The sequence below is a fragment of the Methylophaga sp. genome, from assembly GCF_009711715.1.
GTDB lineage: Bacteria > Pseudomonadota > Gammaproteobacteria > Nitrosococcales > Methylophagaceae > Methylophaga.
Genome location: NZ_VENF01000004.1, coordinates 137,965 through 164,446 on the forward strand (window position 1 = coordinate 137,965; position 26,482 = coordinate 164,446).

General features: G+C 51.0%; 24 protein-coding genes. 13 read left to right on the forward strand and 11 right to left on the reverse strand.

The window, feature by feature from the left end; all coding sequences use genetic code 11:
- Positions 1 to 122: 122 nt before the first annotated feature.
- The 3 genes from argH (at position 123) to fldB (ending at position 2,861) form a co-directional block, all read left to right on the forward strand.
- On the forward strand, positions 123 to 1,508 hold the full coding sequence (gene argH / locus FH755_RS03165) for an argininosuccinate lyase (RefSeq protein WP_292438585.1): 1,386 nt from the start codon (positions 123 to 125) through the stop codon (positions 1,506 to 1,508).
- Positions 1,509 to 1,708: 200 nt separating this feature from the next.
- On the forward strand, positions 1,709 to 2,137 hold the full coding sequence (locus FH755_RS03170; RefSeq protein ID WP_292438587.1) for a hypothetical protein: 429 nt from the start codon (positions 1,709 to 1,711) through the stop codon (positions 2,135 to 2,137).
- 208 nt (positions 2,138 to 2,345) lie between these two features.
- Entirely contained in the window at positions 2,346 to 2,861 is a 516-nt protein-coding gene (fldB, locus tag FH755_RS03175) for a flavodoxin FldB (protein ID WP_292438589.1), read from the forward strand.
- 69 nt (positions 2,862 to 2,930) lie between these two features.
- Here the strand turns inward: fldB and FH755_RS03180 are convergent, their stop codons facing one another.
- Genes FH755_RS03180 through FH755_RS03190 form a run of 3 tightly spaced genes read right to left on the reverse strand, consistent with a single transcriptional unit; the run spans position 2,931 to position 5,248 of the window.
- Positions 2,931 to 3,254 carry a DUF3325 domain-containing protein gene (locus FH755_RS03180; RefSeq protein ID WP_292438591.1) on the reverse strand — a complete coding sequence of 108 codons (324 nt, stop codon included), beginning with the start codon at positions 3,252 to 3,254 and terminating at the stop codon, positions 2,931 to 2,933.
- On the reverse strand, positions 3,247 to 4,944 hold the full coding sequence (locus FH755_RS03185) for a PepSY-associated TM helix domain-containing protein (protein WP_292438593.1): 1,698 nt from the start codon (positions 4,942 to 4,944) through the stop codon (positions 3,247 to 3,249). The genes FH755_RS03180 and FH755_RS03185 overlap by 8 nt, the downstream gene beginning before the upstream one ends.
- Positions 4,945 to 4,954: 10 nt before the next feature.
- Positions 4,955 to 5,248 (reverse strand): iron uptake protein, encoded by a 294-nt coding sequence (locus tag FH755_RS03190; protein WP_292438595.1) that lies wholly within the window; start codon positions 5,246 to 5,248, stop codon positions 4,955 to 4,957.
- A 26-nt stretch (positions 5,249 to 5,274) separates the two neighbouring features.
- Here FH755_RS03190 and FH755_RS03195 point away from each other — a divergent pair, with 26 nt between their 5' ends.
- Both FH755_RS03195 and FH755_RS03200 read left to right on the forward strand, forming a co-directional pair.
- Entirely contained in the window at positions 5,275 to 5,433 is a 159-nt protein-coding gene (locus FH755_RS03195; RefSeq protein WP_292438596.1) for a hypothetical protein, read from the forward strand.
- A gap of 186 nt (positions 5,434 to 5,619) precedes the next feature.
- Positions 5,620 to 6,285 (forward strand): pyridoxamine 5'-phosphate oxidase family protein, encoded by a 666-nt coding sequence (locus FH755_RS03200; protein ID WP_292438598.1) that lies wholly within the window; start codon positions 5,620 to 5,622, stop codon positions 6,283 to 6,285.
- Here FH755_RS03200 and FH755_RS03205 read toward each other — a convergent pair whose 3' ends face one another.
- The 4 genes from FH755_RS03205 to FH755_RS03220 all read right to left on the reverse strand — a co-directional run bounded on the left by FH755_RS03205 (position 6,286) and on the right by FH755_RS03220 (position 11,373).
- The gene (locus FH755_RS03205) at positions 6,286 to 6,747 is read right to left on the reverse strand and encodes a TerB family tellurite resistance protein (protein WP_292438600.1); all 462 of its coding nucleotides are present in this window, start codon (positions 6,745 to 6,747) and stop codon (positions 6,286 to 6,288) included.
- A 174-nt stretch (positions 6,748 to 6,921) separates the two neighbouring features.
- Entirely contained in the window at positions 6,922 to 9,075 is a 2,154-nt protein-coding gene (locus FH755_RS03210) for a TonB-dependent siderophore receptor (protein WP_292438602.1), read from the reverse strand.
- Positions 9,076 to 9,191: 116 nt separating this feature from the next.
- Complete coding sequence (locus tag FH755_RS03215) at positions 9,192 to 10,322, reverse strand: GNAT family N-acetyltransferase/peptidase C39 family protein (protein ID WP_292438605.1); 1,131 nt, start codon at positions 10,320 to 10,322, stop codon at positions 9,192 to 9,194.
- Entirely contained in the window at positions 10,297 to 11,373 is a 1,077-nt protein-coding gene (locus FH755_RS03220) for a DUF2817 domain-containing protein (protein WP_292438607.1), read from the reverse strand. The genes FH755_RS03215 and FH755_RS03220 overlap by 26 nt, the downstream gene beginning before the upstream one ends.
- A 167-nt stretch (positions 11,374 to 11,540) precedes the next feature.
- Between FH755_RS03220 and FH755_RS03225 the strand changes: the two genes are divergently transcribed.
- Complete coding sequence (locus tag FH755_RS03225) at positions 11,541 to 13,019, forward strand: RimK family protein (protein WP_292438608.1); 1,479 nt, start codon at positions 11,541 to 11,543, stop codon at positions 13,017 to 13,019.
- Positions 13,020 to 13,192: 173 nt separating this feature from the next.
- On the opposite strand, the gene FH755_RS03230 is transcribed toward FH755_RS03225, so the two are convergent.
- Entirely contained in the window at positions 13,193 to 15,229 is a 2,037-nt protein-coding gene (locus FH755_RS03230) for a TonB-dependent receptor (protein ID WP_292438610.1), read from the reverse strand.
- A 152-nt stretch (positions 15,230 to 15,381) separates the two neighbouring features.
- On the opposite strand from FH755_RS03230, the gene FH755_RS03235 reads away from it, so the two are divergent.
- Complete coding sequence (locus FH755_RS03235) at positions 15,382 to 16,287, forward strand: DnaJ C-terminal domain-containing protein (RefSeq protein ID WP_292438612.1); 906 nt, start codon at positions 15,382 to 15,384, stop codon at positions 16,285 to 16,287.
- Between the two features lie 13 nt (positions 16,288 to 16,300).
- Positions 16,301 to 17,677, forward strand: a complete 1,377-nt coding sequence (locus tag FH755_RS03240; protein WP_292438614.1) for a DegQ family serine endoprotease — start codon at positions 16,301 to 16,303, stop codon at positions 17,675 to 17,677.
- A 44-nt stretch (positions 17,678 to 17,721) separates the two neighbouring features.
- On the opposite strand, the gene FH755_RS03245 is transcribed toward FH755_RS03240, so the two are convergent.
- Positions 17,722 to 18,312: a hypothetical protein gene (locus FH755_RS03245; RefSeq protein WP_292438615.1), complete on the reverse strand. Its 591-nt coding sequence runs from the start codon at positions 18,310 to 18,312 to the stop codon at positions 17,722 to 17,724.
- Positions 18,313 to 18,478: 166 nt separating this feature from the next.
- On the opposite strand from FH755_RS03245, the gene gdhA reads away from it, so the two are divergent.
- Positions 18,479 to 19,825: an NADP-specific glutamate dehydrogenase gene (gene gdhA, locus FH755_RS03250; protein WP_292438617.1), complete on the forward strand. Its 1,347-nt coding sequence runs from the start codon at positions 18,479 to 18,481 to the stop codon at positions 19,823 to 19,825.
- A 42-nt stretch (positions 19,826 to 19,867) separates the two neighbouring features.
- On the opposite strand, the gene FH755_RS03255 is transcribed toward gdhA, so the two are convergent.
- Together FH755_RS03255 and FH755_RS03260 are read right to left on the reverse strand one after the other, a co-directional pair.
- Positions 19,868 to 20,785 carry a DUF808 domain-containing protein gene (locus FH755_RS03255; protein ID WP_292438619.1) on the reverse strand — a complete coding sequence of 306 codons (918 nt, stop codon included), beginning with the start codon at positions 20,783 to 20,785 and terminating at the stop codon, positions 19,868 to 19,870.
- A 116-nt stretch (positions 20,786 to 20,901) separates the two neighbouring features.
- Complete coding sequence (locus FH755_RS03260) at positions 20,902 to 23,019, reverse strand: TonB-dependent siderophore receptor (RefSeq protein ID WP_292438622.1); 2,118 nt, start codon at positions 23,017 to 23,019, stop codon at positions 20,902 to 20,904.
- A 365-nt stretch (positions 23,020 to 23,384) separates the two neighbouring features.
- Between FH755_RS03260 and FH755_RS03265 the strand changes: the two genes are divergently transcribed.
- From FH755_RS03265 to FH755_RS03280, 4 genes are all read left to right on the forward strand, one after another.
- Positions 23,385 to 24,746: a sigma-54 dependent transcriptional regulator gene (locus tag FH755_RS03265; protein ID WP_292438624.1), complete on the forward strand. Its 1,362-nt coding sequence runs from the start codon at positions 23,385 to 23,387 to the stop codon at positions 24,744 to 24,746.
- A gap of 313 nt (positions 24,747 to 25,059) precedes the next feature.
- Complete coding sequence (locus FH755_RS03270; protein ID WP_292438626.1) at positions 25,060 to 25,356, forward strand: hypothetical protein; 297 nt, start codon at positions 25,060 to 25,062, stop codon at positions 25,354 to 25,356.
- 1 nt (position 25,357) lies between these two features.
- Entirely contained in the window at positions 25,358 to 25,849 is a 492-nt protein-coding gene (locus FH755_RS03275; RefSeq protein ID WP_292438627.1) for a hypothetical protein, read from the forward strand.
- A 2-nt stretch (positions 25,850 to 25,851) separates the two neighbouring features.
- The gene (locus FH755_RS03280) at positions 25,852 to 26,469 is read left to right on the forward strand and encodes a hypothetical protein (protein ID WP_292438629.1); all 618 of its coding nucleotides are present in this window, start codon (positions 25,852 to 25,854) and stop codon (positions 26,467 to 26,469) included.
- Positions 26,470 to 26,482: the final 13 nt, after the last annotated feature.

The window sequence follows — 26,482 nt, forward strand, 5'->3', positions numbered from 1 at the left end:
TCTCGTCTTTCAAGCTTCTATATATACAAAATCACCGCTGATTCTAGCACTTTGACATCATCAGACCCGAATAAGCACGTTATAATGTCGCCCTGTTTCCCCAAACGCGATCAAGATTTATCATGAGCACAGCCAACAAGAAACTCTCTTCCGCGCGCCTGACCCAGCCTACCGATAAATTTGTCGAGGAATTTACTGCCTCGGTCATGTTTGACCAGCGCATGTTCCGTCAGGATATCCGCGGCTCCATCGCTCATGCGACCATGCTCAGCGAAGTCGGCGTGCTGACTGGAGAAGAGCGGGATCAGATCATTAAGGGCCTGCAGCAGATCGAACAGGAAATCGAAAACGGCGACTTCGAATGGTCGATTGCCCAGGAAGATGTGCATATGAACATCGAGGCACGGCTGATTTCGCTGATCGGTGAAGTCGGCAAAAAGCTGCATACCGGCCGTTCCCGTAATGATCAGGTCGCGACTGATGTGCGGCTGTATCTGCGTGACATGATTGCACCGATTCGTTCTGAACTGAACCGCCTGCAGGACGCGCTGCTGGAAGTCGCTGAGCGTGAAGCTGACACCATCATGCCCGGCTTCACCCATCTGCAGACCGCACAACCGGTCACCTTCGGTCACCATATGCTGGCCTGGTATGAAATGCTGGTGCGCGATGCCGAACGTCTCGATGATTGCGAAAAACGCGTTAATACCATGCCACTGGGTGCAGCGGCACTGGCTGGCACCACCTTTCCGATTGACCGTGCGATGACTGCCAATCTGCTGGGTTTTGACCGTATCTGCCAGAACTCACTGGATGCCGTCAGTGACCGTGACTTCGCCATTGAATTCAACAGCTTTGCCTCGATCCTGATGATGCATCTGTCACGCTTCTCGGAAGAACTGATTATCTGGTCCTCAGCCCAGTTTGATTACGTCGATCTGGGGGACGCTTTCTGCACCGGTTCTTCAATCATGCCGCAGAAGAAAAATCCGGATGTACCCGAACTCATCCGTGGCAAAACCAGCCGCGTCTACGGCAACATGTTCAACCTGCTGACCCTGATGAAGAACCAGCCACTGGCCTATAACAAGGACAACCAGGAAGACAAGGAACCGCTGTTCGATACTATCGACACCCTGTTGGGCTCCCTGCGGGTTTATGCCGATATGATGTCAGCGATCAGCGTCAAAGCAGACAATATGCGTGAATCGGCACTGCGCGGTTACGCCACAGCCACTGATCTGGCTGATTACCTTGTTCGTAAAGGTACGCCATTCCGTGATGCCCATGAGGTGGTTGGTCTGTCGGTCGCTTATGGTCTCAAACATAAAAAAGATCTGTCGGCGATGAGCCTGGAGGAACTGCAACAGTTTTCCAGTCAGATCGAAGCCGATGTATTTGATGTCCTGACACTGGAAGGCTCGGTCGCCGCGCGTAACCATCTGGGTGGTACGGCGCCGGAACAGGTACGTGCCGCAATTAAAAGAGCCCGTTCAAGCCGCTCCTGAAGTCATAAATCAAGGCAAGTGTTTGATGCTCAATCAGCCGGATAAGCCAAAAGCTTAATCCGTCTTTTTATTTCCTTTTGACAGCATTTATCCTGTTCAGCCCATTTCCATTTTTATCATTTCGATTCGGAACTTGGTCACATTTCATCGTAGCGAAGCTTGTCATACTTTGCCCTCCCCAATACCAAAGGAGGTGGGCCATGAAATCGCATTATTCGATGCTTATTTTGTTCGCTCTGTCTATGTCCAGTCCCGCTTTTTCTGATGATACCTCTGCACAGGCCGGGGCCAATACGGAAGTCGAGGCCGAAGCTGAGACCGGCTTCATTGGTAAAACCTGGAACAACATCAAAGAGACACTGGGTGTTGATGACAACAATCAGGCCGATAAAAGCTCGCAGCCTGAAAACGATAAAGCCTATTCAACAGGTGAAAAGGAACAGGCTGATGTCAGGGAAGGCGCCGAGGCCCGCATGGAACGCAGTCAGGAAATGCAGAAGCAATATCAGGATAAAGCCCGTGAGGCGATAAAAGATGGCGAAGACACTGTCGGGGAAACGGTAAAACAGGGACAAGAAACAGATACCAAAGCCGGTGCCGAAGCAGAAGCTGGCATCAGTGCAGACTAATGAACTGACACGGTTCTGTCCCGGTCCCGGCAGGCCGGGACGGAATTGCAATTAGCAGCCCTTAACTGGTCAGCCTCAACAGATAACGCCTGAATACGAACTATCAGAGGTGTTTCTGTTGGCCTTGGAGATCGGTTTCCAAATCTATTGAAATCTCATTTAATAATGATTATCATTTGTATTTTAAGGGTTAATTAGGATCAAATGCATGATTGCTGTGATTTACGGCTCCACCACCGGCAATACTTCAGATGCCGCCGTTAAAATTCAGGACATTCTGGGTGAAGAAGAAGTCGAGTTATTTGATGTGAAAGATGTCGGCCTGGATGCGCTGGCGTATTTCGACAATATTATTTTTGCCATTCCCACCTGGGACTATGGTGAAGTACAGACCGACTGGCAGGATGTCTGGAATGATATCGACGCGGTTGACTTCAGTCACAAGACGGTCGCCTTTCTGGGGATGGGCGATCAGTTCGCTTACGCCGAATGGTTTCAGGATGCGATGGGCATGTTGCATGACAAGGTCAAAGCGCGCGGCGCAACCATCATCGGCCACTGGCCGGTGACCGGTTATGAGTTCGACGAGTCCAAGGCATTAACTGAAGACAAACAGCATTTTGTCGGTCTGGCGCTGGATGAGGATTGTCAGCCGGGCCAGACCGAACAGCGGCTGAATGACTGGTGTGAGCTCATCAAAACGGGTTTCCTGGCACCAGCCTGATCCACTCTGAATATAAAAGGGGGCTGACGACAAAGCTCATCAGCCCCCTTTTTTATCGCTGAATAAAACTCAGGCTTTAGCAACAAACAATGGCGGACAGATAATTTTCAGCGCCGCCGGGCGATGACTCAGCATCATCGCCACGCTGAAAGCGGCAACAGCCAATAACATAACCCAAACCAACACCGCCATCGAGGGATGATCGGCCTTCAAACAGAACACCGCTGACAGCGATAAGAAAACCCAGCCAGTCAGTTTCAGGCGACCTGTTTCAGGCAGCGTTCTGCTTTCCGGAAAGACCTGTTGCCAGTGCGTTTCATAAGCCAACGCCAGCCAGCCCATACTCAACACCGCTGCCACCACAGCTGCGATTAACCACATTGTCTCAGTCATAGGCATTCACCTGTTTATTGCGGCTCAGCGCATCGTCAATTTTCTGTTCAGTGACCGGTGCCCGCAGTTTCGCCGCAGCATAAAAGGCGATCAGCGCCGTCACTATCAGGCTCAAATCAACACCGGCGACAGCCCAGTAAGTGTCAGTAAAGACAGTCTTGATCAGATGATCTCCCGTAGTCACCCAGTTGAGGCCCACGGCGCAGAGACTCATCAAGCCCAACAGCAAGGACTGCTCACGCCAGGCCGGATTATACCTTGCCTTGGCCACGGGCGAACTGCGCCAGGCAGCATGCAAAAAGGCCAAACCCCATACTGACCAGAAAATGGTTTGCTCCCATTGCCCCTTGCCGGCAAGATCGGCGGGTAACAGGCGATTCGCCACCAGCATGCCGACCGCTGCGAGCACCATGCCGGTCACCGTGGTGACGGCTAAAGCATCGACGATACGGCTGCCTTGACTGCCATTTCTTGCATGTTTGGCTTTGCGTTTTTCAACAAAGAGGATAAAGCCAGTGGCAATACAAATCGCCCCCAGCAGACCACCAAAGACATAAAGCCAGCGCAGCATCCAGTGCTCAAAGTGCTGCAAATGCAGGCCGGTCAGAAACTCATCGATGGATGACACGACGCTCCGGGGCGGTTCCTCACGGATGACTTCACCGGTGCTGGCTTTGAAGTGAATGCCCTCCCCCACCAGCGCCACGCGGTCACTACCAGCGCGGTAAATACTCACATAACCGTTTTCGTCGCCTAAATGATTCATGCTCAAGAAACCGACCTCTCCGGCCATATTCCGCTCGGCCCAGCGCCGCTTGGCTTCAGCGACCATGGCATCCACAGAGGCTAAAGGCGCCGGAATTCCGGCTGGCTCGTGAGGCAGCCCTTTGCGCTCTGCCTCCAGCATCTCATGATGCTCATGCAGGGGTTTCAGCGTGGTATGCGTCACCGGCAGATAAATATTGCTGGCAAAAATGACCAGCGCGGTAAAAGCAAAGAAAAAGTGAAACGGCAGCGCCACCACCCCGGTCATATTGTGCAAATCGAGACTGCTGCGAAACAGGTTTTTCCAGGGTCGAAAGGTAAAAAACTCGCGGAAAATTTTGCGGTGAATAATGATGCCGCTGACCAGGCCTGCCAGCATGACCAGTGCAGCCAGACCGACAATCCAGTAGCCCAGCATCATCCAGTTAAGGTTGAGACTGAAGTGCATGGGGTAAAACCAGTCGCTGCCAATCTTCAGGGCATCATCGTTCAGCATCTCCCCGGTGGCAGGATTGACGGTGGCGCGGCCATGTACATGCTGGTGATCATCAGCCGGATCGATAGGCTGGTTGGGGATGGCAAACTCACCACCAATCAGCAGCACCGGATCACGATGCGTGGTGTAGGCAAACAGCGACTCCAGTTTCAGTGTTTCCGGGTCTGGCAAAGTCCCGACCACACGACGCTCGGTGGCAGCCATATCCACCGGATCCGGCTGAAGCTGCTGATAAATCGGTTTGAGAACATTGTCAAAGGACGGCATGGGCTGCGGCTCAAAGCGGGTATCAGGAATGGCCCAGCGATCGATTTCCCGGTCAAACACGGAAAGCGCGCCGAAGAAAAAGCAAATCATCAGCACAAAGCCCAGTACCAAACCCATCCAGGTGTGGACCCAGCCCATAGACATGCGTAGAGAATTAAACATCAGCGCGCTCCTAACTCAACAGACTGGTTTGTAGCATTAAGCCAATCAGCATCATCACGCCGGCGCCCCCAGCCAGCACCAGCCAGACACGGATCATGCTGGCAGCGGCAAATGTCCATAAAAACAGCCCCAGAAACACCAGAAAGGCGACAAGCGAGATGGCCGTTTCAGCCTCGTGAAAATCAATACCCAAAGCAACCAGAGTGGCGATAGCCAGCACGCTGAAGCCCCAGGTGAAGGCATAGCCTCCGAATACCGCCGCAATAATGCGGTTAATTGTCTGCAAAGCATCTTGCGAAATCATTCAGTCACCATGGTCAGAGTCTGGTTATGGATTTTTCTGTTTCCAGCGTGGTACTGCGCCATGGAAATCTGCCGAAAGTTCAAGTCAGCGCCAAGGCTTCCCTTCGGTTATTCCCTGCCAGAAATCACTTCTCAGCGCTGCCGGTAAAAACTGCGGCAGAATTTATGAACAGAACACCTCATTAATAATGCGATACATTATCGTTTACGCTTCGTTTTGGCAATATGTCCGTGCCGGAATATGCCCTGCCATGGATATGCGCCTTGAGTGGAGAGGCCGGTTCGGGCATATTTCCTGCTGAAGCCACTGCAACTGTACAGCTCTCAAGACGCATGTTAGTTTTTGCGGCAAATCAATGAAAAGGTACGCTAATGAGTAGACTTTACGGCGAACAACACCGCGCACGGCAGGATCAGTTCGACAGCAGAAAAATGGCAGACAGGGTCGAGGAACTCGCTGTCGTTACCGACATCTCCGAAGAAGCCGCGGCTTTTATTGAGCAGCGCGATATGTTCTTTTTATCCACCGTCGATCACCAGGGTCGGCCGACCGTCTCATATAAAGGCGGTGAAGCCGGTGCATTTGTTCGTGTCGTTGATGAACACACACTGGCCTTCCCAAGCTTTGACGGCAACGGCATGTATTTTTCGATGGGCAATATCGACGGCCACGCCGAGGTCGGCATGTTGTTTATTGATTTTGAGAAACCGCATCGTATCCGGGTACAGGGTAAAGCCAGCGTGTCTGCTGATGACCCGTTGCTCTCAAGCTGGAAAGAAGCGGAACTGGTGGTCCGGGTCACAGTCAGTGAACTGTGGCAGAACTGCCCGCGTTATATCCACCGTTACCAGAAAGTGAAAGACTCGCATTATGTGCCCAAAGCAGACTGTGAAACGCCAGTCGCAGCCTGGAAGCGGGTGGAAGAAGTGAACGATGTCCTGAACGATAAAGATCGCAAACAGGTAGAAGATTCTGGCGGCACTATGCCTATCGAGGAATGGATGAGCTATGTGCAGTCAGGCGATGAGAAAGCCTAATTAATCATCTTCTTCCACAACCCGAAGTTTGGTAGCAATAAAGTCTTTATGGGAGACATGCAACAGGCTGGCCAGTTTGCGGATCACGTGTTGCTCAATCGCATCAAGATGTTCATCGGCATAGGCCAGTTGCCATAAAGACTCAATCAGTTCGATTTTTTCGTCGTGATCGAATTCAAGATTAATCGCCGATGTGAAACGGTAAAAATCGGTCGATTGCTGCAGTGCGGCTTCGGCCTGCTCAATCAGCGCTTCCGCCTTATCCGCGGACAAATCAAAACGCTCCATTACAAGCTGTCTGAGCATCGCTATTTCAGCATCATGCTGCTGATCATCAACCGCAATCACTTCCACCATCAGTGCCACCGCAGCCAGCAACTTGGTGTGGTCGCGATCTGTCATCAAGGCATCGCCGTCATCCCCAAAGGTATTGCCCAGCAATTGTTTCAGTTTTTCTATCATAAGCTCTCCTACCCTTCAGCGACTGTTATTACTGATAAAAGTTCTGATTGATTCACTGTTGCTGCCTGAGCAGGTTTTAATATGAATTGGCCCGGAGCACGACGTCTCCGGGCCAAATATCAGGTAGGCATCCAGACGACTGGATGTATTCGTTAATTATACTTCTGTTTGTTCTCAGAAATCGTATCTTAGACTGGCAGTAACATTGCGCGGAGCCCCATAAGCAAGCTGTCTGTAAAAACCAATCTGGCTGTAATACTCCTCATCAAACACATTGTTGACATTGAGCTGAGCCTGCAGTGCCGGTGACAGCCGGTATCTGGCCATCAGATTGAACACGGCAAAACCGTCCTGCTTCAGCTTTTCAGGTCTTCCCTGGGGGTTATTGGCTATGGTGTAGTTACTGCTTTCCCAGTTAAGTCCGCCCCCAATCGTCAGATCCTGAATACGATAGGTGGTATAGAAAGTCGCTGTGCGACGAGGATGATCTGTATTAACAGCCTCGCCGTTGGCGTCTTCAGCCCGGAACTGAGACCAGCCCAGTAAGATATTCCAGTTATCCGTCAACGCCCCATTCACTTCGATCTCAAAGCCTTTACTGGTTGCACCCTCAGCAGGCTCATAAGCCTGGTTGGTCGATCCTGGCACAAGATTGTTTGGATCGACCTGTCCCAGGTTGTCCTGCTCAATACGAAATAGCGACAGACTCGTATTCAGACGGCCATCGAGATAGGCCGCCTTAATTCCGGTTTCGTAATTCTTACCGTCGATAGGCTCCAGAAAATCACCATTCTTATCCTGCAGGTTCTGTGGTTGAAATATTTCGGTATAACTCGCATACGCTGAATAGGTATCGTTGAAATCATAGATTAAGCCGGCGTAGGGCGTTACCTCGTCATCATGTTCAAATTCATACCGGCTGCCATCCCAGTTCATGCCCTCAACTTCCCAGTCAGTGACGCGACTTCCCAGGATCAGCTTGAGCGGTTCTGCCAGGGTCAGCCGGGTGACGGCATAAAGGCCAGTCTGTTTGGTATCACGGGTCACATAAGTGCGCTTGTCTCCCCAACTTGGTTCAGGATAGCTGCCATCCCATTTGAAAAAATTGCCCACTGAAGAACTACTCAGGGCATCTCTACGTTCGGCGATAAAATCCTGATCACTGTGCATCAGGCCCAGGGTCACTTCATGCTCATGCCCCAGCAAGGTGAAAGGAATATTGCCGTAAATATCAATATTGTCCTGCTTTCGTTCGTTGTCATACCACGACGGGCTGGATGACATACCCTGTCCCGTAACCGGGTCAGGATATCCGCTTAGATAAAGCAGACGTAAGTCGCCTTCATGCACACTTTTACTGTAAGCAGCGTAGATCATAGCGCCAGAGTCAAACTGATGTTCCAGGTTGGCGTAATAATTGGTGATTTCTGATCCCCAGCGGGTCCAGTCAGCACCGGTTGTTTTCGAACGATTCCAGTCAGTACGTGAGCCATCGCTAAACCACACCGGCAAACCGCCCCAGGTCGACGAGGTTGGGTTGTGGTCCTGATAACTGACCCCTATATTCAGCAGCGTGCGATCAGTCAGATCCGCTGCCAGTGTGCCCAGAAAGACCTGGCGCTCATCTTCCAGCAAATCGATATAGGAATCGCTGTCAGTGTAACTGCCTACAATACGCCCGCGAATTGTCCCGGCATCGTTCAACGGGGTGGAGAGATCCACAGTGCCCTGATAGTGGTCCCAAGAACCGGCAGAGGCAGTCGCATGCCCGACAAACTCGCGGCTGTCAGCACGTTTACGCACCAGATTTATCGCGGCAGATGGATCGCCCGCCCCTGTGGTCAGGCCGGTCGCGCCACGAACGATTTCAACCCGGTCATAGAGAATAGTCTCCGTCACCGTCTCACCGGCTGAATAACCGCTCTCCCATGTTGTGGGCACACCATCTATCTGGAGGTTGTTGATAGCAAAACCCCGGGCAGAATAATTAAACCGGGAACTATCGTTTTGTTTGGCTGTGACGCCGGTGGCCAGATTAACCACGTCTGTAATTGTTTCAAGTTCAAAGTCATCCATGATCTGACGGGTAATGACAGAAACCGATTGCGGGGTTTCTTTTACCGATAAGCCCAGACGTGTCGCTGTATTCATCTGATTTACCTGATATTCACCCGTGTACTCAGAAGCACCATACCATTCACCAGAGACCCCCATTTTCGGTAGTGATACCGACGTCTTCTTCTCTTGTTCTATGGCATTATCTGCGAGGGCAGGCTGAAGGAATATAAGCCCCAAAGAAGAGGCAATAACCGTTTTTACAAAATACATTGATTAGCTCCATCTACAAGAATGGAGATGGATACTATCAAAATATAAATTTAATGCAAATGATAAAGATTATTATTTACAATAATGGACGGTGTTTGTCACTGTCATCTGCTTAACTAATCCAATGTTTTATCGGCAACAATCACCGCCGCCTGATAGCGCGGTTTGCCGTAACCGAGCATACGATTGAATTCTTTATGGGTCACCGGAATGTAACCGCTGTCAGTGAGACTTTTATTATCGTCCCAATCAACATCCGGATCATGAAAGTAAACAAAGGTATCTGATACCGAAATTACCAGCACCCAGTGCGGTGATTTGCTCTGGTTGAGGCGGTAGGAACTAATCAGCACCAACGCCAGCGCCCCCTGGTCGAGATAGCTTTTCAACAAAGCGGTATCAACGGCGGATTGGATTTGTTTAATCTCGGACCGGTTTATCTGATCAACAAAGTCCTGATGCACACATTCAATCACGGCTTTTTTATCTTCACTGCGAACCCCGCCGACAAAGGGAATCAGATCAGAATTGGTCACCAAGATAGTTTGAAGACCCCGTCGATAAGCGGCTAAAGCCAACCCCTGAGGACTGCAGCCACCATGACCGGAAGTCATGAAGATCGTGGTGGCTTCACGCCACAGTTGAAACTCCAGGCGGCGATCCAGTGCCAGCGGTGCGTCATAGGTTTTCATCGCCATCATCAGGCAGGCCGGGCCGCAGGTGAAATCCGTCGTCTGGGAATAATGTGCCACCTCAGGATGAGTGATCTCCGGCTGATGATGCAGCACTTTCATCATTCGGAGGGCGTCGGCATGATCCTCATAGAAGTCAGTGAGAATATCAAAGGGCTGATAACCAATCTTTTCATAAAGGCGAATAGCGCCTTGATTGTCCGGACGCACTTCCAGCCGCAGGAAACTGCGGCCATCTTCCAGTGCCTGGGTTTCCGCTTCCTGCATCAGCCGGGCGGCAATCCCGGCCTTGCGGTAGCGCGCATCCACGGCCAGTGAGTAGACCCGCCCCAGCGAGGTGCCCTGAGAATAGAGCAGCAAGACATAACCGACCAGTTTCCGGTCAATCAGGGCCACCAGCAACAGGCTGTGTCCTTTTTCAATCATCCAGCGAAAGCTGCGGCGGGAAATCCTGTCCGTTTCGAAACAGGCATTTTCCAGCTTATTCAGGGCATCAACATCGTCCAGTGTGGCTTCGCGAATGTCGATATCAGCGTCCGTTGTTGTGGTTTGCATTGTCAGTTAACCCGTCCAGTGCCATCTCTATCACCTGACGGCCACGGAACAGCACCAGTTCCTGCCATTGTTTTTCATCGGGGCAGAAAAAGTCCTGCATCGCGTGTTTTATATCCAGCGTTTTGTCATCCGACCAGTCGACTTTGCCTGATTGCTGCAGTTTTTGATCATCGGACAGCACCTTAAGCATTTGCTGATTGCCGAAACTACCGAACTCCAGTGTCAGGTAACAGACATGTTCACCCTGACTATGCCAGAAATAGTCATGCAGACCCAGCTTGGTACCGGAACTGGAATTGCCCAGCGACGGCTCGGTAACGGTGGCACCGAACAGCTCCACCGCATAATCATGGGCTTTACTGTCGACAGGGTGATCACAAATCAGCTCCCCGTAACCGTAGGGGCCAAGGCCACTGTGGATATCAATCACCATGATTTGCTTACGGTTCGCCGGCTTGATTTGTGCCACCAGCTGTTCCACGATCTGGCGTGACCAACTGGCCTCTTTGCCGCCGTAATAAGGCATATCCGGTTTTTCGTACTGTCCCTCTGACAGCAGGTCGAATTGCTGACGGTTTTGTGCAATCGTCGCAATATCAGTGTTACCTTTCTGTAATTCAGCCCAGATTTCGGTGGCTTCGGAAACTGGCAGCTTGCTGTTAAAGTCAACAAAGTTGCGATTCACATCAATGCCCTGCTCGTCATTCCGACTGGCCCAGGCAAAGCCCCAGGGGTTTAGCGCATGTACCAGCACGACACAAACATCAGAAGGCAAACGCCGGTGACGGGAAACGAAATCGGACTGTATCGCCGAGCCAACCCCCCCTTCAACACCATGGATACCCGACACCACCACCAGCACCTTATCTGCTTTGAGATTACCTGCCCAGGCGATGTCGCAGAAGAGTTTTTCGTTTTTCGGCCCTTTCAGCGGATGCGGAAAATTAGACAGCTTCTCCACAATCGAACTGGTTTCGACAAGGCTAATAAACTTGTCGCGAGCTCCCGCATAACGCTGGGAAAAAACACTCAAAACGGCATCTGCATACATGGCAACGGGCCTCCTGTGCATAATTTTTTCGCGAAGGATATGTGAGTTTGCTGATTTTGACCAGCAAATAAAATCTCTCGCAGAAATTTTTAACACATGCAGATTAAATTGACTTTATCATTCGTTTTTAACTACCAGGCTGGCGCAAGAGGAAGTAACCGCACGAAATGACTAAACACTTGATAATAGTAGAGAATATTGACGACTGGAGTCCCTATTTCCCCAGTGAGCAGGTTATCGCTGTCGATGATTATCTGCAATCACCGCCGGCGCGGGGCGATAATCGTGCGCAGATCCTCAACCTTTGCCGCAGCCTCGAATACCTGAGCCGCGGCTATTACTGCTCGATGGTTGCCGAAGCCAGAGGACACCGCGTGTTGCCGGGTCTGCGCACCATTAACGATTTATCACGTAAAAGTCTCTACGCCTATGATCTCTCTGACCTGTCAGCTCAGCTGGACAAGCAGCTGGCTTCTGCCGATCACACCGAGCGGTTTGTGCTGAAGATTTACTTCGGCCAGACACCGGTCAGCTCGCTGCAGAAACTGGCGCGGCAGATCTTTGAACAGTTCCCCTGCCCGATTCTGGATGTCGAGTTCAGCTTTAACGGCCACTGGACCATTACCCGCATCAAGGCCAGTGCCATCAATAAATTGAGCGAACAGGAACAGGACTTTTTTGCTGAAGCACTGGATAACTTTAGCCACCGCTTGTGGCGCAAACCGTCTAAACGGCGCCAGTATCGCTACGATATGGCGATATTGCATAACCCGAAAGAAGAAATGCCACCCAGCAATATGGCGGCGCTGAAGAAATTCATCAGCAGTGGCCGTCGCATCGGCATTGATGTCGAACTGATTACGCCGCGGGAATATATCCGCATTGCTGAATATGACGCCCTGTTTATCCGCGAAACCACTGCCACACACAACCACACCTATAAATTCGCCCGCCGTGCTGAAAGTGAAGGTCTGGTGGTCATCGATGATCCAACCTCAATCATTCGCTGCACCAATAAGATTTACCTGAAAGAACTGCTGGCTGCGAACGACCTGCCGATGCCGGAATCGCACCTGCTGTATCGCAATGATCACGCGGGCCTGGATGCGTTGTGTGAAACCGCCACCTTCCCGCTGGTGATGAAAATCCCGGATGGGGCCTTTTCTCGCGGTGTAATTAAGGTCAACAATGCTGAAGAACTACGCCGCGAAGCCCCGGCCTTTTTCCAGCAGTCAGCGATTATTCTGCTGCAGGAATACATGTACACCGATTACGACTGGCGGATTGGCGTCTTCAACAACAAACCGATTTATGCCTGCCAGTACTTTATGAGTAAAGGCCACTGGCAGATTTATAACCACAACACCAAAAAAGGCACCGACAGCGGTAAATCGGCCGCTATTCCCGTCAGCGAAGTGCCGGAAAAAGTCATCCGTATTGCCACCAAGGCGGCACGTCTGATTGGTGATGGTTTATACGGGATTGATATCAAGCAAAGCGGCAACCGCATTGTGATTATCGAAATCAATGACAACCCCAGCATCGACAGCGGCGTGGAAGACGCTTATCTGGGCATGGCACTTTACGACGATATCATGCGTGAGTTCCTGCGCCGGCTGGAAGAGAGAAAGTCGGCCAGTCGTTAAGCCCGCATAGCAACGAAACTCCCTGCCCGCCATAAACGGGCAGGAAGTTTCCGTTCTTTACTTCAATCTCATCGCGGGACCCGGCAGCGATCCAGCCCCCTGACACTGAAGCCGGACAGGATTGCCGCGTTGCCGGGCGCCTCGCAATGACAGGTCTGACTGAGTTACTTCAATCAGAAACGGTAACTGGCACCAACGTGCAGGTAACGTTTTTCACCGACAAAATAACGGTAGTCAGGGATATTGGCGTTGTAGTCAGCCCGCTCAGCATATTCCGTGTTGAACAGGTTCTTGATGCGACCGTAAACCGTGAAGTTTTCAGTGACATCGTGCGATGCACGCAGGTTGAATACGTCATGCCCTTCGTATTTGAAGGTATTGGCATCGTTCAGGTAGTACTCGCTCATATGTACCCATTCCAGTTCTGCACGGGTTTGTGGGTTCACATTCCAGCCGAGCCGGATATTGCCGACACGTCTGGGCGCGGTCACCAGGTAGTCGCCTTTTTCAATATTGGCATTTGGCTTGTCAAAGTCATACTCATGCTTGGCAAAAGCCACATTGGCAGCAATATCGAATTGTTCATTGAAGGGATAGAACACACCGAGTTCCAGCCCGGTATGCTGCGTTTTACCATCCGGTACATTTTGATCACTGCTGTCAGTGAAGAAATAATCCCGCTTTTTCATATGATAGGCGGCGATTTCATATTGCAGTCCTTCGCCCACCTTACGAACACCGACTTCAATGCTATCGATGGTTTCCGAGTCAGCCAAACCCGTTTGTGAGGGCCCCACCTGCGCACGATACAAATCGCTGGTTTGCGGTGCCCGGGTACCGCGTGAGTAATTGACAAAGGCCGCCGTATCATCGGTCAGCTGCTGTACCAGACCCAGCTTGGGACTGAAATTACTGAACGTATCGACATCACTATCCGGTCTCAGGTAACGCGGACCGAAAGTTAATGAGTCTGTATTGTTGGTATAGTCATAACGAGTGTATTCATAGCGAAGACCTGCTGTAAGACGGGTTTTATCCAGTACCTGCCATTCCGTGTGAATATAGGGCGCGATCACCGTAGCGTCGACTTCATAATCATAATGCACACCCTGCAGGAAACGGCCGAATGTATCAGGGTTGTACTGCACCTCCGATAACTCACCCTCGGTGTACTCAAAGTCCGTACCAACAATGACTTTATGGCCGCCATCCAGATCCTTGGTATAGGAAGACAACAGACCAACGCTGCTGTGTTGGTTTTTCTCTACCGGCTGGCCCGGCAGGAAATGCATCAAAAATTCCATTTCGGTATGACGCATATAAGGCGTCAGCGTAAAACGGGAAGAATCGGTTAACTCGCGAATCCACTCCGTAGACAGGCGGTATGACTTGGCGTCACGATAGGCTTCCGGATTCGGGTTGGTCCGTGACAGGCTTTCATCTTCATAAGCCTGGTAACCAACGATATAACCGGCCGTCTCCTGGTTCAGGTTGGTATAGCTGAACAGCGTTTTGAAACTGTCGATATCGCCAAAGTAATCATGGCGCAATGTGACTTTCTGTTGATCATAACCGGAGTCACTGACATAACCGCCATCTGACGTGCCCAGCACATTCACACGATAACCATGACGGCCGACGGTATCACTGACCGTGGCTTTGGCGGTATACAGATCATGCGGGCCTACGGATAAATCGATTTCACGTTCCAGATCCAGTGACGGTGCCCGTGACAGCACATTCACCAGACCATGTACCGCGTTGGAACCGTAAAAAGCACTACCGGGACCACGGACAATTTCAATACCACCCGCCTGCTCATAGTTGACCTCAAACAGGCCGTTCACATTGGCAAACCCGGCCGCTCGCAGCGGAATACCATCTTCCAGGAACAGGAAAGACCCCGCACCGGCACCGCCGGTCAGTACCGGTGAGCGGATCGAGGTCAGATGCTCCTGACCATTACCGTGCTGAATATTAACCCCGCTGACACGATTGGCGATTTCGGTGATATGGTCCGGGCGCACCAGATCGATTTCGTCTTCAGAAATCTTGCCGGTATTACCAGCCTGCTCCAGCAACGGTGTTTCTGAGCGGGTGCCGGTCACCACCAGCTCATCCAGGGCCAGATTATCTTCGGCAAACACTGTCTGGGCGCCGGCGCCCAAAGCAAGTGCCACCATCAGTGACATATTACGTTTTTTAAACATTGTTCAACTCTCTCGTTATTAATTCTTTATATGGCTAAATTTTCTCATACCCTCTCTAGCCAGGCATCAGGAAAATTCCCGGATCTGTTGAAAATGGCCGATGAGAACCCCACTTACTGATCTAAATCAATTTCAGGTGTATAAGTCCGTTTATGGAATACAAAGACTATTACAAAATCCTTGGTGTCAGCCGCGATGCCTCACAGGATGACATCAAAAAAGCCTATCGCCGGCTGGCCCGGAAATATCACCCCGATGTGAGCAAAGAGGCCGATGCCGAAGACAAGTTCAAAGAAGTCGGCGAAGCCTATGAAGTGCTGCGTGATGCGCAGAAACGCGCACAATATGACCAGTTCGGTAGCAACTACCGGCACGGTCAATCCTTCACGCCACCACCGGGCTGGGAAGAAAATATGGGTGGTTTCGCTGGCAGCGGCAATTTCAGCAGTTTCTTTGAGAACCTGTTCGGCGGTATGGGTGGCATGGGTGGTGCTGGCATGGGCGATAGTTTCTTTGCCAAGGGTGAAGACGTCAATGCCAAAATCACCATTTCACTGGAGGATGCTTTCAACGGTGCCACCAAGACTATCCGCCGCCCTGCCGGTGCCAGTCAGGGCGGCACCATCAATGTGAAAATCCCGGCCGGTATCTCATCAGGCAAAAATATCCGTCTTAACGGCCAGGGTAAGGCCGGTGTCGGCGGTAAAGCGGGTGATTTGTATTTAGAGGTCCAGATCGCACCTCACAAATATTACCGGCTTGATGGTAAAGATATTTACCTGGACCTGCCTCTGGCCCCCTGGGAAGCAGCGCTGGGTGCCAAAGTGACGGTACCGACACTGGCCGGCAAGATCAATCTCACCATTCCCGCCGGTGCCCGCAGCGGACAGAAAATGCGCCTCAAAGGTCGTGGCTTGCCGGGCAAGGAGCCTGGCGACGAGTTTGTTGTGCTGCAGATTATGACGCCGCCCGCGGACAGCGATAAAGCCAAAAAGCTCTATATGCAGATGGCGGAAGAAATGGCATTCAACCCGCGTGATGCACTGGAAAAAGCCTGATAAGGAGGTTCAGATGACGCAAAATCTCAAATCCTTTTTAGTCTGGCTGGCTGGCCTGACCCTGATCGCCCAGGTCGCCAGCGCTGCCCTGCCACTGGACTGGTTTGCCGATGAGGGCAAGATGCCGACATTGGCCCCTATGCTGGATCGCTCCAAACCGGCCGTGGTCAACATCGCGACCCGCAGCCACGTGCGGGTGCAGGATAACCCACTGCTTAACGACCCGTTCTTTCGTCACTTTTTCAACCTGCCGGATCAGCCCAGGGTCCGGCCTCGTCAGAGTCTCGGCTCGGGCGTGATCATTGATGCCAGAGAAGGCCTGGTTATCACCAACAATCATGTGATTCGTGGTGCTGATGAGATCATGGTCTCTCTCAACGACGGGCGAAATTTTCAGGCCGAGATTGTCGGTACCGATCCGGCAACCGATGTGGCTTTAATCAAAATTCCATCGGAAAACCTGTCGGCATTACCGCTGGCGGACTCGGAATCGCTGCGTGTCGGTGACTTTGTCGTTGCCATCGGTAATCCATTCGGGCTTGGTCAGACGGTGACTTCGGGTATTGTCAGCGCCCTGGGTCGCAGTGGCCTGGGCATTGAAGGTTACGAGAATTTTATCCAGACTGACGCCTCGATTAATCCCGGTAACTCGGGTGGTGCACTGGTCAACCTGCGCGGTGAACTGGTGGGCATCAATACCGCCATCTTCTCGCCGGGCCAGAATCCCGGCAATATCGGTATCGGCTTTGCCATTCCCACTAACCTGGTAAAGCAGATCAGCGATCAATTACTGGAATTCGGTGAAGTCCGCCGTGCTTATTTAGGCGTGCAGATGCAGGACATCACGCCGGAACTGGCCAATGCCTTTGGTATTGAACAGCAGGAAGGGGCCGTGGTGACGCATGTCGTGCCTGATTCCGCCGCCGATGAGGCAGGCCTGCAGGTCGGTGACATCATTACTGCCGTAGACGGTGCCCGCCTCGCTAATGCGGACAGCCTGCGAAATACCATCGGTCTGATGGTCGTGGGGCAGGAAGTCGAACTCTCGATTATTCGTGACGGTGATGAAAAGACACTGACCGCCGAGGTCAAACAAACCCGCCAGGCCGAAACCAACGGCACAGTTCATCCAAAACTGTCCGGTGCCACCTTCGGCGATATTGAGGAAGGGTCCCCTTACTTTGGCAGAGTTGAGGGCGTGATGGTCTACTCGGTCAAACGTGGCAGCCCTGCCTGGAATGCCGGCCTTCGCGCTGAAGATCTGATCACCTCGGTCAACCGTCAGCCTGTTAAAAGCCTTGAGGCTTTCAAGCCGATGGTTCAAAACGCGGATCAATTACTACTCAATATTGTCCGTGGCCGTCAGGCGATGTTTTTGCTGTTGAAGTAAAACTCAAACTGAAACCACACTGCTGTTTTAACGGCAGTGTGGTTTTATAAGTCACGCTCAAGCGTCAATCGCTGGCTGTAAACAAATACCCCGTTTGAAAACAACTGCCAGTCAACGGTGATTTGATCATCATTTTCAATTTCTATCTGAGAAAAAACTTCGACATGACGGCTACCCGTCAGCTTGCCCTGCAAACTTCGCCGCTCTCTTTCACTGGCACTGATGAAACTGTCATTAATTCGTAGTGAGTACATACTGCCTTTATTCATAAGGTAAACAGACTCGCTTTCCACAAAACTATCGCGGTAGGTTTTACTCATGGAAATTAAAAACAAAGCCGTATTGGAATCTTTAACATCGGCCTCCACCTCCGCTTCCCGGTAAATCGGTTCAGGTGCTTCCTGATCACCTTCACAGATAATCTCGGATAAATAGCCTTCCCACTCCCCTTGCAGGTTTTCCACTACCTCGAGTCCCGGTTCATCACCTTCCACCACGATTCGATTTGAAGTGTCAGTGAAATAATCCTCTCCCAATTGCAAATAGGTCGGCGAAGGCTCGAAGCAGTAAAAAGCCTGCACAGCGGGTGATAAAAACAAGGCCGCCAGCAACCCGGCAAAGCGTATCGGGAACATGGCCCCCTCCTGCGGTATCGATACAACTAGGACAACACAATAAGCAATTTATCCGCAGGGCTGTTGCGGCTGATTGATTGAGCTTATAAGCTGAACTTGAAGCTGACATCTGCATTCAACCAAGCCCTGCAATGCTGCACAGGCATCATCCGACAAAGGAGCGCATATGTCGAACATGCAAAAAGCCATTTCCGCAACCTTCCAGCAAGTCGTTGACCGTAATCCCGGGGAACCTGAATTTCATCAGGCCCTGCTGGAAGTACTGGAAACCCTGTCACCGGTGATGGATAAACATCCCGAATATGCCAAACACAAAATTATTGAGAGACTGTGCGAGCCGGAACGGCAGATCATTTTTCGTGTGCCTTGGGAAGATGATAACGGTGAAGTGCAAATCAATCGCGGCTTTCGGGTCGGCTTTAACAGTGCGCTCGGCCCTTACAAAGGCGGCTTGCGTTTCCATCCCAGTGTCACGCTGGGCACGATTAAGTTTCTGGCTTTTGAGCAAACCTTTAAAAACGCCCTGACTGGCCTGCCTATCGGCAGTGGCAAGGGTGGCTCGGATTTCGATCCCAAAGACAAATCCGAAAATGAAATCATGCGCTTCTGTCAGAGTTTTATGACCGGTCTCTACCGGCATCTCGGCGAGACCACTGACGTTCCGGCCGGTGATATCGGTGTCGGCACCCGTGAGATCGGCTATCTGTTTGGTCAGTACAAACGCATCACCCAGCGCTATGAATCCGGCGTCATCACCGGCAAAAGTCCGCAGTGGGGCGGTACCTGGATTCGGCAGAAAGCCACCGGTTACGGCGCCGTTTTTTTCTGTGAAAACATGATTAATGCCGTGCATGATGAAGACATAAAAGACAAGGTGGCTGTGGTTTCCGGCTCAGGTAATGTGGCGACTTATGCCATGGAAAAACTCAGGGTGCTGGGCGCCAAGGTGATCGCCTGCTCCGATTCAAGTGGCGTCATCATTGACCGCAATGGTATTGACGTAGATACCGTGATTCATATCAAGGAGGTCGAACGTGCCCGCATCAAAACCTACCTCGACTTCCACCATGATGCCGAATACATTGATGACGGCAATATCTGGGAGATTCCCTGCGATATCGCGATGCCCTGTGCCACGCAGAATGAACTTCAGGAAGCAGATGCCCAGCTGCTGGCCGATAACGGCTGCATCGCCGTCTGCGAGGGAGCGAATATGCCCTGCACACCGGAAGCAATTGAAGTACTCAAAAACAACGGCATTGCCTTTGCTCCCGGCAAAGCGGCCAATGCTGGCGGCGTAGCCTCATCGGCACTGGAGATGCAGCATAATGCGACCCATGGTTCAGGCTTTGAATACAGTGAAGAGCGGCTGCATGAAATCATGAACCAGATTCACCGGGTCTGTTGTGAAACCGCGGAAGAGTTCGGCCAGCCGCATGATTATGTACTGGGATCGAATATCGCGGGCTTCCGACGGGTCGCCAATGCCATGCTGGCTTTCGGCATTATCTGAATCTTGGCTAAAACCCGCCTTCCGGCACGAAAGGCGGGTAAGCTAGAAGACTTTTCTGAAGCCGGAGACAGCCGCAACAACCAGACTGCCCGCCAGCAGGCCTACCAGCGCATTAAACAGCATGGGGAGCAGCACTGTCATAACCGCACCCAGATTATGTATCACTGGCTCCAGTAAATGATGCAGAAACGGCAGGCCGTGAACCAGAATACCGCCGCCCACAAGAAACATGGCCAGCATACCCAGGAAAGACAGCAGGGTCATGAATCTTGGGGCAATAAACAATATTCCCCGCCCCAACGATTGCTTGAAGCGTTCAAAAGTATTACTGCCGGCATTATTCAGTAAAGCCAGACCGGCATCGTCGAACTTCACGATGGCCGCGACCAGGCCGTAAACCCCGACCGTCATCGCCAGCGCTATCAAAGAAACTACCAGCACCTGCGTTTTGAAATCGGCCGCCTGGGCCACCCCCAGCGCGATCACAATGATCTCAGCTGACAAAATAAAATCAGTGCGAATCGCCCCTTTGATTTTTTCTTTTTCGAAGGCCTTGATATCGACTTCAGGCTCACTGACAGCTTTCACCAGTTCCTGATGGTGTGCCTCCGCTTCAGCCTTATCATGCAGCCATTTGTGGGCGATTTTTTCTGTGCCTTCATAGCACAGATACAAACCACCCAGCATCAGCAAAACGGTAACCAGCATCGGCATGGTGGCACTAATCAGCAAAGCCAGCGGCACCAGTATCAATTTATTGATGAACGACCCTTTGGCGACTGCCCATACTACCGGCAACTCGCGGTTGGCCTTGACGCCACTCACCTGCTGGGCATTCAGTGCCAGATCGTCACCCAGTACCCCGGCCGTTTTCTTTGCCGCCACTTTGGTCATCAGCGACACATCATCCAGCAAGGTCGCAATATCATCCAGTAGCGCGAGTAGACCTGCACTTGCCATGGTTTGCTCCTTTTCAAAGTTATCCGCCAAGCCTAGGTGCTCAGGCGAATAAAGTCTATCGCCAGGATGAGAATGACAGAAAAGAAAAGGCCCCGGGAGCGGGGCCTTGTAGAGGATTAGAAGTGATAATAAGCATTGGCAGTGACATTGCGTCTTTCACCAAAGCCGCAGTCCCGGCCAGCGCCACGACACCAGGAAACATACTCCTCATCAGTCAGGTTCTTGGCATCAACGGTAAAGTCCCAGTTTTTATAGCTGTAACCTATCATCGCATCATATAAAGTTTCTGGCGGCACCTTCGGGCCAGCGCCATCACCATAATCTCTGCCAACATTGTTACCAATATAGCGAACGCCGGCACCGATACGCCAGTTACTGTTCAGGTAGTATTTGTTCCACCAGGAGGCGACTTTCTCGGAAACATAAGGCAAACGCTCACCGGTTTCGCCATTGTCCGCATTCAGATCGGTATAGCTGAATTGGGTTTCAAACTGGTTCCAGCGTTTATTGACCTGTAACTCCCAGCCATCAATAGTAGCGCCTGTCTGTTCAACGCCATCAGGTTCATCTCCCGCCTGCACACGATTGGTCTGAGTGATATCGAAATAGGCGGCTGTGATAGCCAGGCTTTTGTCATCAGACAGGTACTTGAAACCATATTCACGCTGTTTACCCGTGGTTGGTTTCAAAGTGCTTTCTTCGCTGGTTCCCAGATTCATGGTGAAGGCTTCAGCGTAACTGGCGTATGGTGAGAAACCATTTTCAAAGCGGTACATGACACCAATACGACCCGTTGTTTCGTTTTCGTCACTGGTCACGTTCTCGCCCACTTCAGCCAACAGGGTGTTTTTGGCCCAGTCACGGCGCAGTGCTGCAGAGATGACCACCGGTCCGATTTCCATATGGTCTGCAACATAGAAGCCAACCTGCCTGATTTGATTATCATTGGGATTGGTCGGATTAAGCACACTGGGATCAAAGTTGCCATAGACCGGGTCATACAGGTTCAGTGGCGTGCTCGCGGCAAAGCCGGAATTCTCTGTTTCCCAGACAGCGTCCTGCCTATCAACACCAATCGCCACCGTGTGATTGGTCACACCGAGATCAAACTCACCCTGCAGGCGCGCATCCAGGTTAAAAATCCGGGTATGCCGATCTGCTGTCGTAATAACGCGGTTCATATCACCATTTGGTTCTGGATCCACCTGTGCATAGGCTGTTGTGTAATGTTCCCTGGTGTAAGTACTGGACTCTGTGTAACGAGCAGTGGTTGAGAAAGACCAGTTATCAGTAAAGCTGTGATCAAACATCAGTGTGACTTCGGTCTTTTCACGGTCATATTTATCCCAGCCCGGCTCACCGACAAAGGTTTCTGAACCGACATATCCCAGCGGGCCGCGATCAAGCGTTCCGGATTGCGGCAGGAACTGAGCAGAAACCTGACCCGTATTCATCTGGCGGTTAAACAGCACAGTAAAGCTGGTGTCATCCGTAGGTCGCCAGGTTAAGGATGGCGCGATAAAAAAGCCGTCGTCATCAACATGATCAACCTGAGTCTGACTATCACGCTCAAGACCGACAACCCGGTAGAGCAATTTACCATCTTCAGTGGCCGGACCGGTCACATCAAAAGCTAATTGTTTCCGGTGGAAAGAACCATACTGAGCCCAGATTTCACCCTGTTGCTCTTCTTTAGGCAGTTTGGAAACAGAGTTCACAATACCACCCAGTTCACCCTGGCCATAGAGTACCGAGGAAGGCCCTTTCAGTACTTCAATACTTTCAAGTGCATAAACGTTAGGACGAACCGTATTGTAGAAACCATACAGTTGACGCAGACCGTCTACATACTGGGAGGGATCAATACCCCGGATTTTGGCAGAGTCACCCCGGGTATCGAGTCCGAATGCGCCTGCGTAAACACCCGAACTGTAAAGCAACGCATCCTGGATTGTTTTGGCGCCGGTATCTTTAATAAAGTCTTTATCAACAATCTCAATGGAGTAAGGCGTATCCTGGATTGGCACATTGAGCTTGCCGACTTCCGGCTGCTTTTCCAGTTCAATATAACCATTCTTGTCGATTTCGCCGGTTGTTACTTCAACCTTGGGTAGTTCAACAGCGCTATCTTTATTCTCAGCATAAGCATTATGAGTAGCCAAAAGCAGAAGTGTAACCGCCGTTAACTGAAAAGGCGTCGCAGCTGTACCGGTAAATTGAGGAGATGATGTCATTATTTAACCTTTATACAAATGATAATGATTCGCTTTATTATAATTGTATAAGCCATATCATTTGTCAATAACGACATCCTTCCGCTTTCCTTTGCAGGCAGCCATCAGCTGCACTTTTGCGCCAACCCCGGCACCCGAATCAAGGCGTTTCCTGCTGATGCGTATTGAAAACTAACGCAGACTGGCTGTAGTACGCTGCTTGACCTGCTGCCCCCCCAACATTTGCCCTACGTCATTTGCCCTACATCATTGCTGACCTTGATATGTCATATGCTTTACCGTAATTTCGATTAAGACCTTGGAAATTTGAATGATGGCTGCGTCAACTTTGACAGAACAGATTTCTTGGGCAGGGAGGTGGCTTGATGTGGAACGAAGACGCACGCAAACTCATCTTCATCGGGAATGGCGAGGTCCTCGAGACCCTTTTTAATCAGTTTCAAACCCATGGCTGGCAAGTCATTAAAACCACCGATTTTGATGAAGCCAGTAAAACCATAGCGCTTAAAAACCTGCATGTCGGTCTGGTTGAATTATCATGTGATTCTCCTGAGTCCTATCTGGAACGAATAGAGGACAAGCTTAGGCATCACATCAAGGTTGAATGGATCGCGATTGTCCACTCAGAGTATCAAGAGCTGCCCGCCCGGCTTAGGAAAACCATTGCTGATTGTTTCATTGACTTCCATACTTTACCTATCGACCCTCAATATTTACTTGCAAACGTAGGCCACGCCTACGGCATGGCAAGAATGAAGTGGGACAACCTGCCTGATCCGATCGTCATCGACGATGCTGAAGAGGAAATGGTGGGGAGCAGCCCGCAGCTTCTCAACTTGTTCAGTAAAATTCGTAAAGTCGCCAATGTGTCAGCACCGGTTCTCATTACCGGTGAAAGTGGCACGGGAAAAGAACTCACCGCGCATGCTATCCATGAGCGCTCCAAGTTTGCAGGCGGGCCTTTTGTCACTGTTAATTGTGGCGCGATACCGCAATCATTGATTCAGTCTGAGTTATTTGGCTATGAAAAAGGCGCTTTCACCGGCGCCAACCAACGTAAGATTGGTCATTTTGAAGCTGCCGATGGCGGTACTATTTTTCTTGATGAAGTCGGCGATTTACCACTTGATCAACAAATCAACCTACTTCGTTTTCTTCAGGAAGGCACCATTCAGCGTGTCGGCAACAATCATCAGATTCCTATCAATGCCAGGGTCATTGCTGCGACCCACGTCGATCTTGATCATGCCGTCAGGTCCGGTAGATTGCGTGAGGATCTGTACTACCGGCTCAATGTTCTACAATTAAGAACCCCACCCTTGCGTGAGCGGCAAGGCGATATTGAGTTACTTGCCCAGTATTTTTTCAAGAAGTTTTCTCATGAAAAAAGTAATAACGTAAAGGGGTTTTCCCAGTCATGCCTGGCCGTGATGCGTGATTATGCCTGGGAGGGTAATGTCCGGGAATTGGTCAACCGTATTCGGCATGCGATGGTGATGTGTGAGAACCGTCTTATCTCAGCTGAAGATCTCGGCCTCGATCAGAAGTCCCAATTTTTCCATTTCATGAGCCTCAAAGAAGTCAGAGACCGGGCAGAAAAGGAAGCGATTACTAACGCGCTGACTCGTTTACAACGAAACGTCACACTGGTTGCAAAAACACTGGGTGTCTCCAGGGTAACGCTGTACCGTCTGATTGAAAAACACGATATCAGGCTTGAAGATTAGCCTGAAAAACGCCTCTCCATCAGCATTTTCGTCAATTTACATTAACGTCACCGGACAGCGCTATAAAAGTGTAAGACCGATTTGTGACTGTAAAGGAAATGTTACAGCATTAACTAACGCTTAAATTTCCATATTTTTTATACACTTAAGATATAACCCCCCTCATTTTTCCTATTCCATAAAGTTTACATATCCGCCTGATTCAGCGCTGGAAAAAATCACTTATTTCCATGTTTATCAAATACTTAAGAAAACGGCACGCTTTATGTAATGACAAGTATGCACATGGCTTGTAACCAAAGGCATCGCGTTTATGAAAACATCATTATCAACCTTATGCACCAGTGCTTTGCTGATGATAATCAGCGGCAGTGTGGTCGCTGATGGTGATGATGTTTATGCCCCGCCTGCCGATCACCCATTTAATGAATTTCTGCTGAATACTTCCCGCCTTATTAACGACAGCGAAATGTCTGCCATGCGCGCGCAGGGAGTTCAAATACCGACCATTGAAACCGGCGTTATTCTCTGGGATGAAGTGGACAATATCAGCAGACCCAAAACGCATTTTTCTCAGCATGGCAGCGCCATCAGCATAAGCGTTGAGTGACATGATGATAAATAATGAATATTACGCTGCCATCGATGTCCTCGTCATCATTGTTTTGCTGGCCTTAGCATCGTCTGTGCATGCCGATCCCGGCGATATCATCATTCTCCGTGATGTCCCGGCTCAACGCTGGGATGTGAACCGCCATACCGGCCAGCCGACGGTGATCAACCCTTCCCCGGTCAGGGAAACCAACAGCCTCAGCAACACCGTCAGAAATATGGGCATGGAAGAACTGACCGATCAGCAATTTTCCGATATCACATCGAATGTCGGTAATGCCTATTCCCCCCTGAACAGCCAGTTTGCCACCACGCTGACCAATGAGCTTGGGGGGCATGGCAAAGGTGGCACGGTGGGCGGTCAGATGGGCGCGATAAGTGGCATCACTTCCGGCCTGGGCGGCAGCATCTCCGGCAGTGTCGGCGGCGCTACCCGCAGTCTCGGCAGCGATATCCGTGGTGCGTTATCGGAGACCTTACCAGGTAGATAACTATGAAGCTTTTACCTTTCACTCTGCTGTTTGCTTCATGGCTGCCCGTCTTGCCCGCAGCCATCGCTGACGATGCCCTGACCCCGCTGCCCTATGTCATTAACAGCAGCATGATCGATGGTCATGCACTCAGCGGCACGCGAGGTCGTAACGTCGTCAATATGGCAGCCGGTGATGCCAATGCACAGCAAAACGCGGCAGCCATTGCATTAAGCCCTAACGGGGTAGCAAGCATCGGCCTGTTTACACAGCAAAACCTACATCAGAATTCCAGCACAAGGCCGGGGCTATCGGTATCCGGTATCGGTGGTAACGCCTTTACCAACAGTATCGGTGCCCTGTCGATCAACCAGACCAGCGGCACAGGTAATGCTCAGGTCAATGGGTTGGCAATCGGCATTGGGCTGGATGTCAACGTCATGTCGGAAAATATGCTTTCCAACATGTCGACCGGGGCTGGTCTGGCAGCCCGCGAACCAGACGATGGAACCCGAAGTGCCACTATCGCCGATAGTGCCTTCACCGGTTCACGCGGGCTGGTGCAAGTTAACCAGTCAGCCGGGTCGGGCAATAGCACGGCCAACAACTTTGTTCTCCAGTTTGATCTGGGAACGAAATAAATAGTGATTAAAA

Coding starts and splice junctions, on each gene's coding strand:
- FH755_RS03210 (WP_292438602.1), bottom strand. CDS start 9,075: ATGTATTTTGTAAAAACGGTTATTGCCTCTTCTTTGGGGCTTATATTC.
- FH755_RS03195 (WP_292438596.1), top strand. CDS start 5,275: ATGGATTTTTCTGTTTCCAGCGTGGTACTGCGCCATGGAAATCTGCCG.
- FH755_RS03180 (WP_292438591.1), bottom strand. CDS start 3,254: ATGACTGAGACAATGTGGTTAATCGCAGCTGTGGTGGCAGCGGTGTTG.
- FH755_RS03260 (WP_292438622.1), bottom strand. CDS start 23,019: ATGACATCATCTCCTCAATTTACCGGTACAGCTGCGACGCCTTTTCAG.
- FH755_RS03270 (WP_292438626.1), top strand. CDS start 25,060: ATGAAAACATCATTATCAACCTTATGCACCAGTGCTTTGCTGATGATA.
- FH755_RS03235 (WP_292438612.1), top strand. CDS start 15,382: ATGGAATACAAAGACTATTACAAAATCCTTGGTGTCAGCCGCGATGCC.
- FH755_RS03240 (WP_292438614.1), top strand. CDS start 16,301: ATGACGCAAAATCTCAAATCCTTTTTAGTCTGGCTGGCTGGCCTGACC.
- FH755_RS03215 (WP_292438605.1), bottom strand. CDS start 10,322: ATGCAAACCACAACAACGGACGCTGATATCGACATTCGCGAAGCCACA.
- FH755_RS03185 (WP_292438593.1), bottom strand. CDS start 4,944: ATGTTTAATTCTCTACGCATGTCTATGGGCTGGGTCCACACCTGGATG.
- FH755_RS03205 (WP_292438600.1), bottom strand. CDS start 6,747: ATGATAGAAAAACTGAAACAATTGCTGGGCAATACCTTTGGGGATGAC.
- gdhA (WP_292438617.1), top strand. CDS start 18,479: ATGTCGAACATGCAAAAAGCCATTTCCGCAACCTTCCAGCAAGTCGTT.
- FH755_RS03245 (WP_292438615.1), bottom strand. CDS start 18,312: ATGTTCCCGATACGCTTTGCCGGGTTGCTGGCGGCCTTGTTTTTATCA.
- argH (WP_292438585.1), top strand. CDS start 123: ATGAGCACAGCCAACAAGAAACTCTCTTCCGCGCGCCTGACCCAGCCT.
- FH755_RS03170 (WP_292438587.1), top strand. CDS start 1,709: ATGAAATCGCATTATTCGATGCTTATTTTGTTCGCTCTGTCTATGTCC.
- fldB (WP_292438589.1), top strand. CDS start 2,346: ATGATTGCTGTGATTTACGGCTCCACCACCGGCAATACTTCAGATGCC.
- FH755_RS03190 (WP_292438595.1), bottom strand. CDS start 5,248: ATGATTTCGCAAGATGCTTTGCAGACAATTAACCGCATTATTGCGGCG.
- FH755_RS03220 (WP_292438607.1), bottom strand. CDS start 11,373: ATGTATGCAGATGCCGTTTTGAGTGTTTTTTCCCAGCGTTATGCGGGA.
- FH755_RS03275 (WP_292438627.1), top strand. CDS start 25,358: ATGATGATAAATAATGAATATTACGCTGCCATCGATGTCCTCGTCATC.
- FH755_RS03280 (WP_292438629.1), top strand. CDS start 25,852: ATGAAGCTTTTACCTTTCACTCTGCTGTTTGCTTCATGGCTGCCCGTC.
- FH755_RS03255 (WP_292438619.1), bottom strand. CDS start 20,785: ATGGCAAGTGCAGGTCTACTCGCGCTACTGGATGATATTGCGACCTTG.
- FH755_RS03265 (WP_292438624.1), top strand. CDS start 23,385: ATGTGGAACGAAGACGCACGCAAACTCATCTTCATCGGGAATGGCGAG.
- FH755_RS03200 (WP_292438598.1), top strand. CDS start 5,620: ATGAGTAGACTTTACGGCGAACAACACCGCGCACGGCAGGATCAGTTC.
- FH755_RS03225 (WP_292438608.1), top strand. CDS start 11,541: ATGACTAAACACTTGATAATAGTAGAGAATATTGACGACTGGAGTCCC.
- FH755_RS03230 (WP_292438610.1), bottom strand. CDS start 15,229: ATGTTTAAAAAACGTAATATGTCACTGATGGTGGCACTTGCTTTGGGC.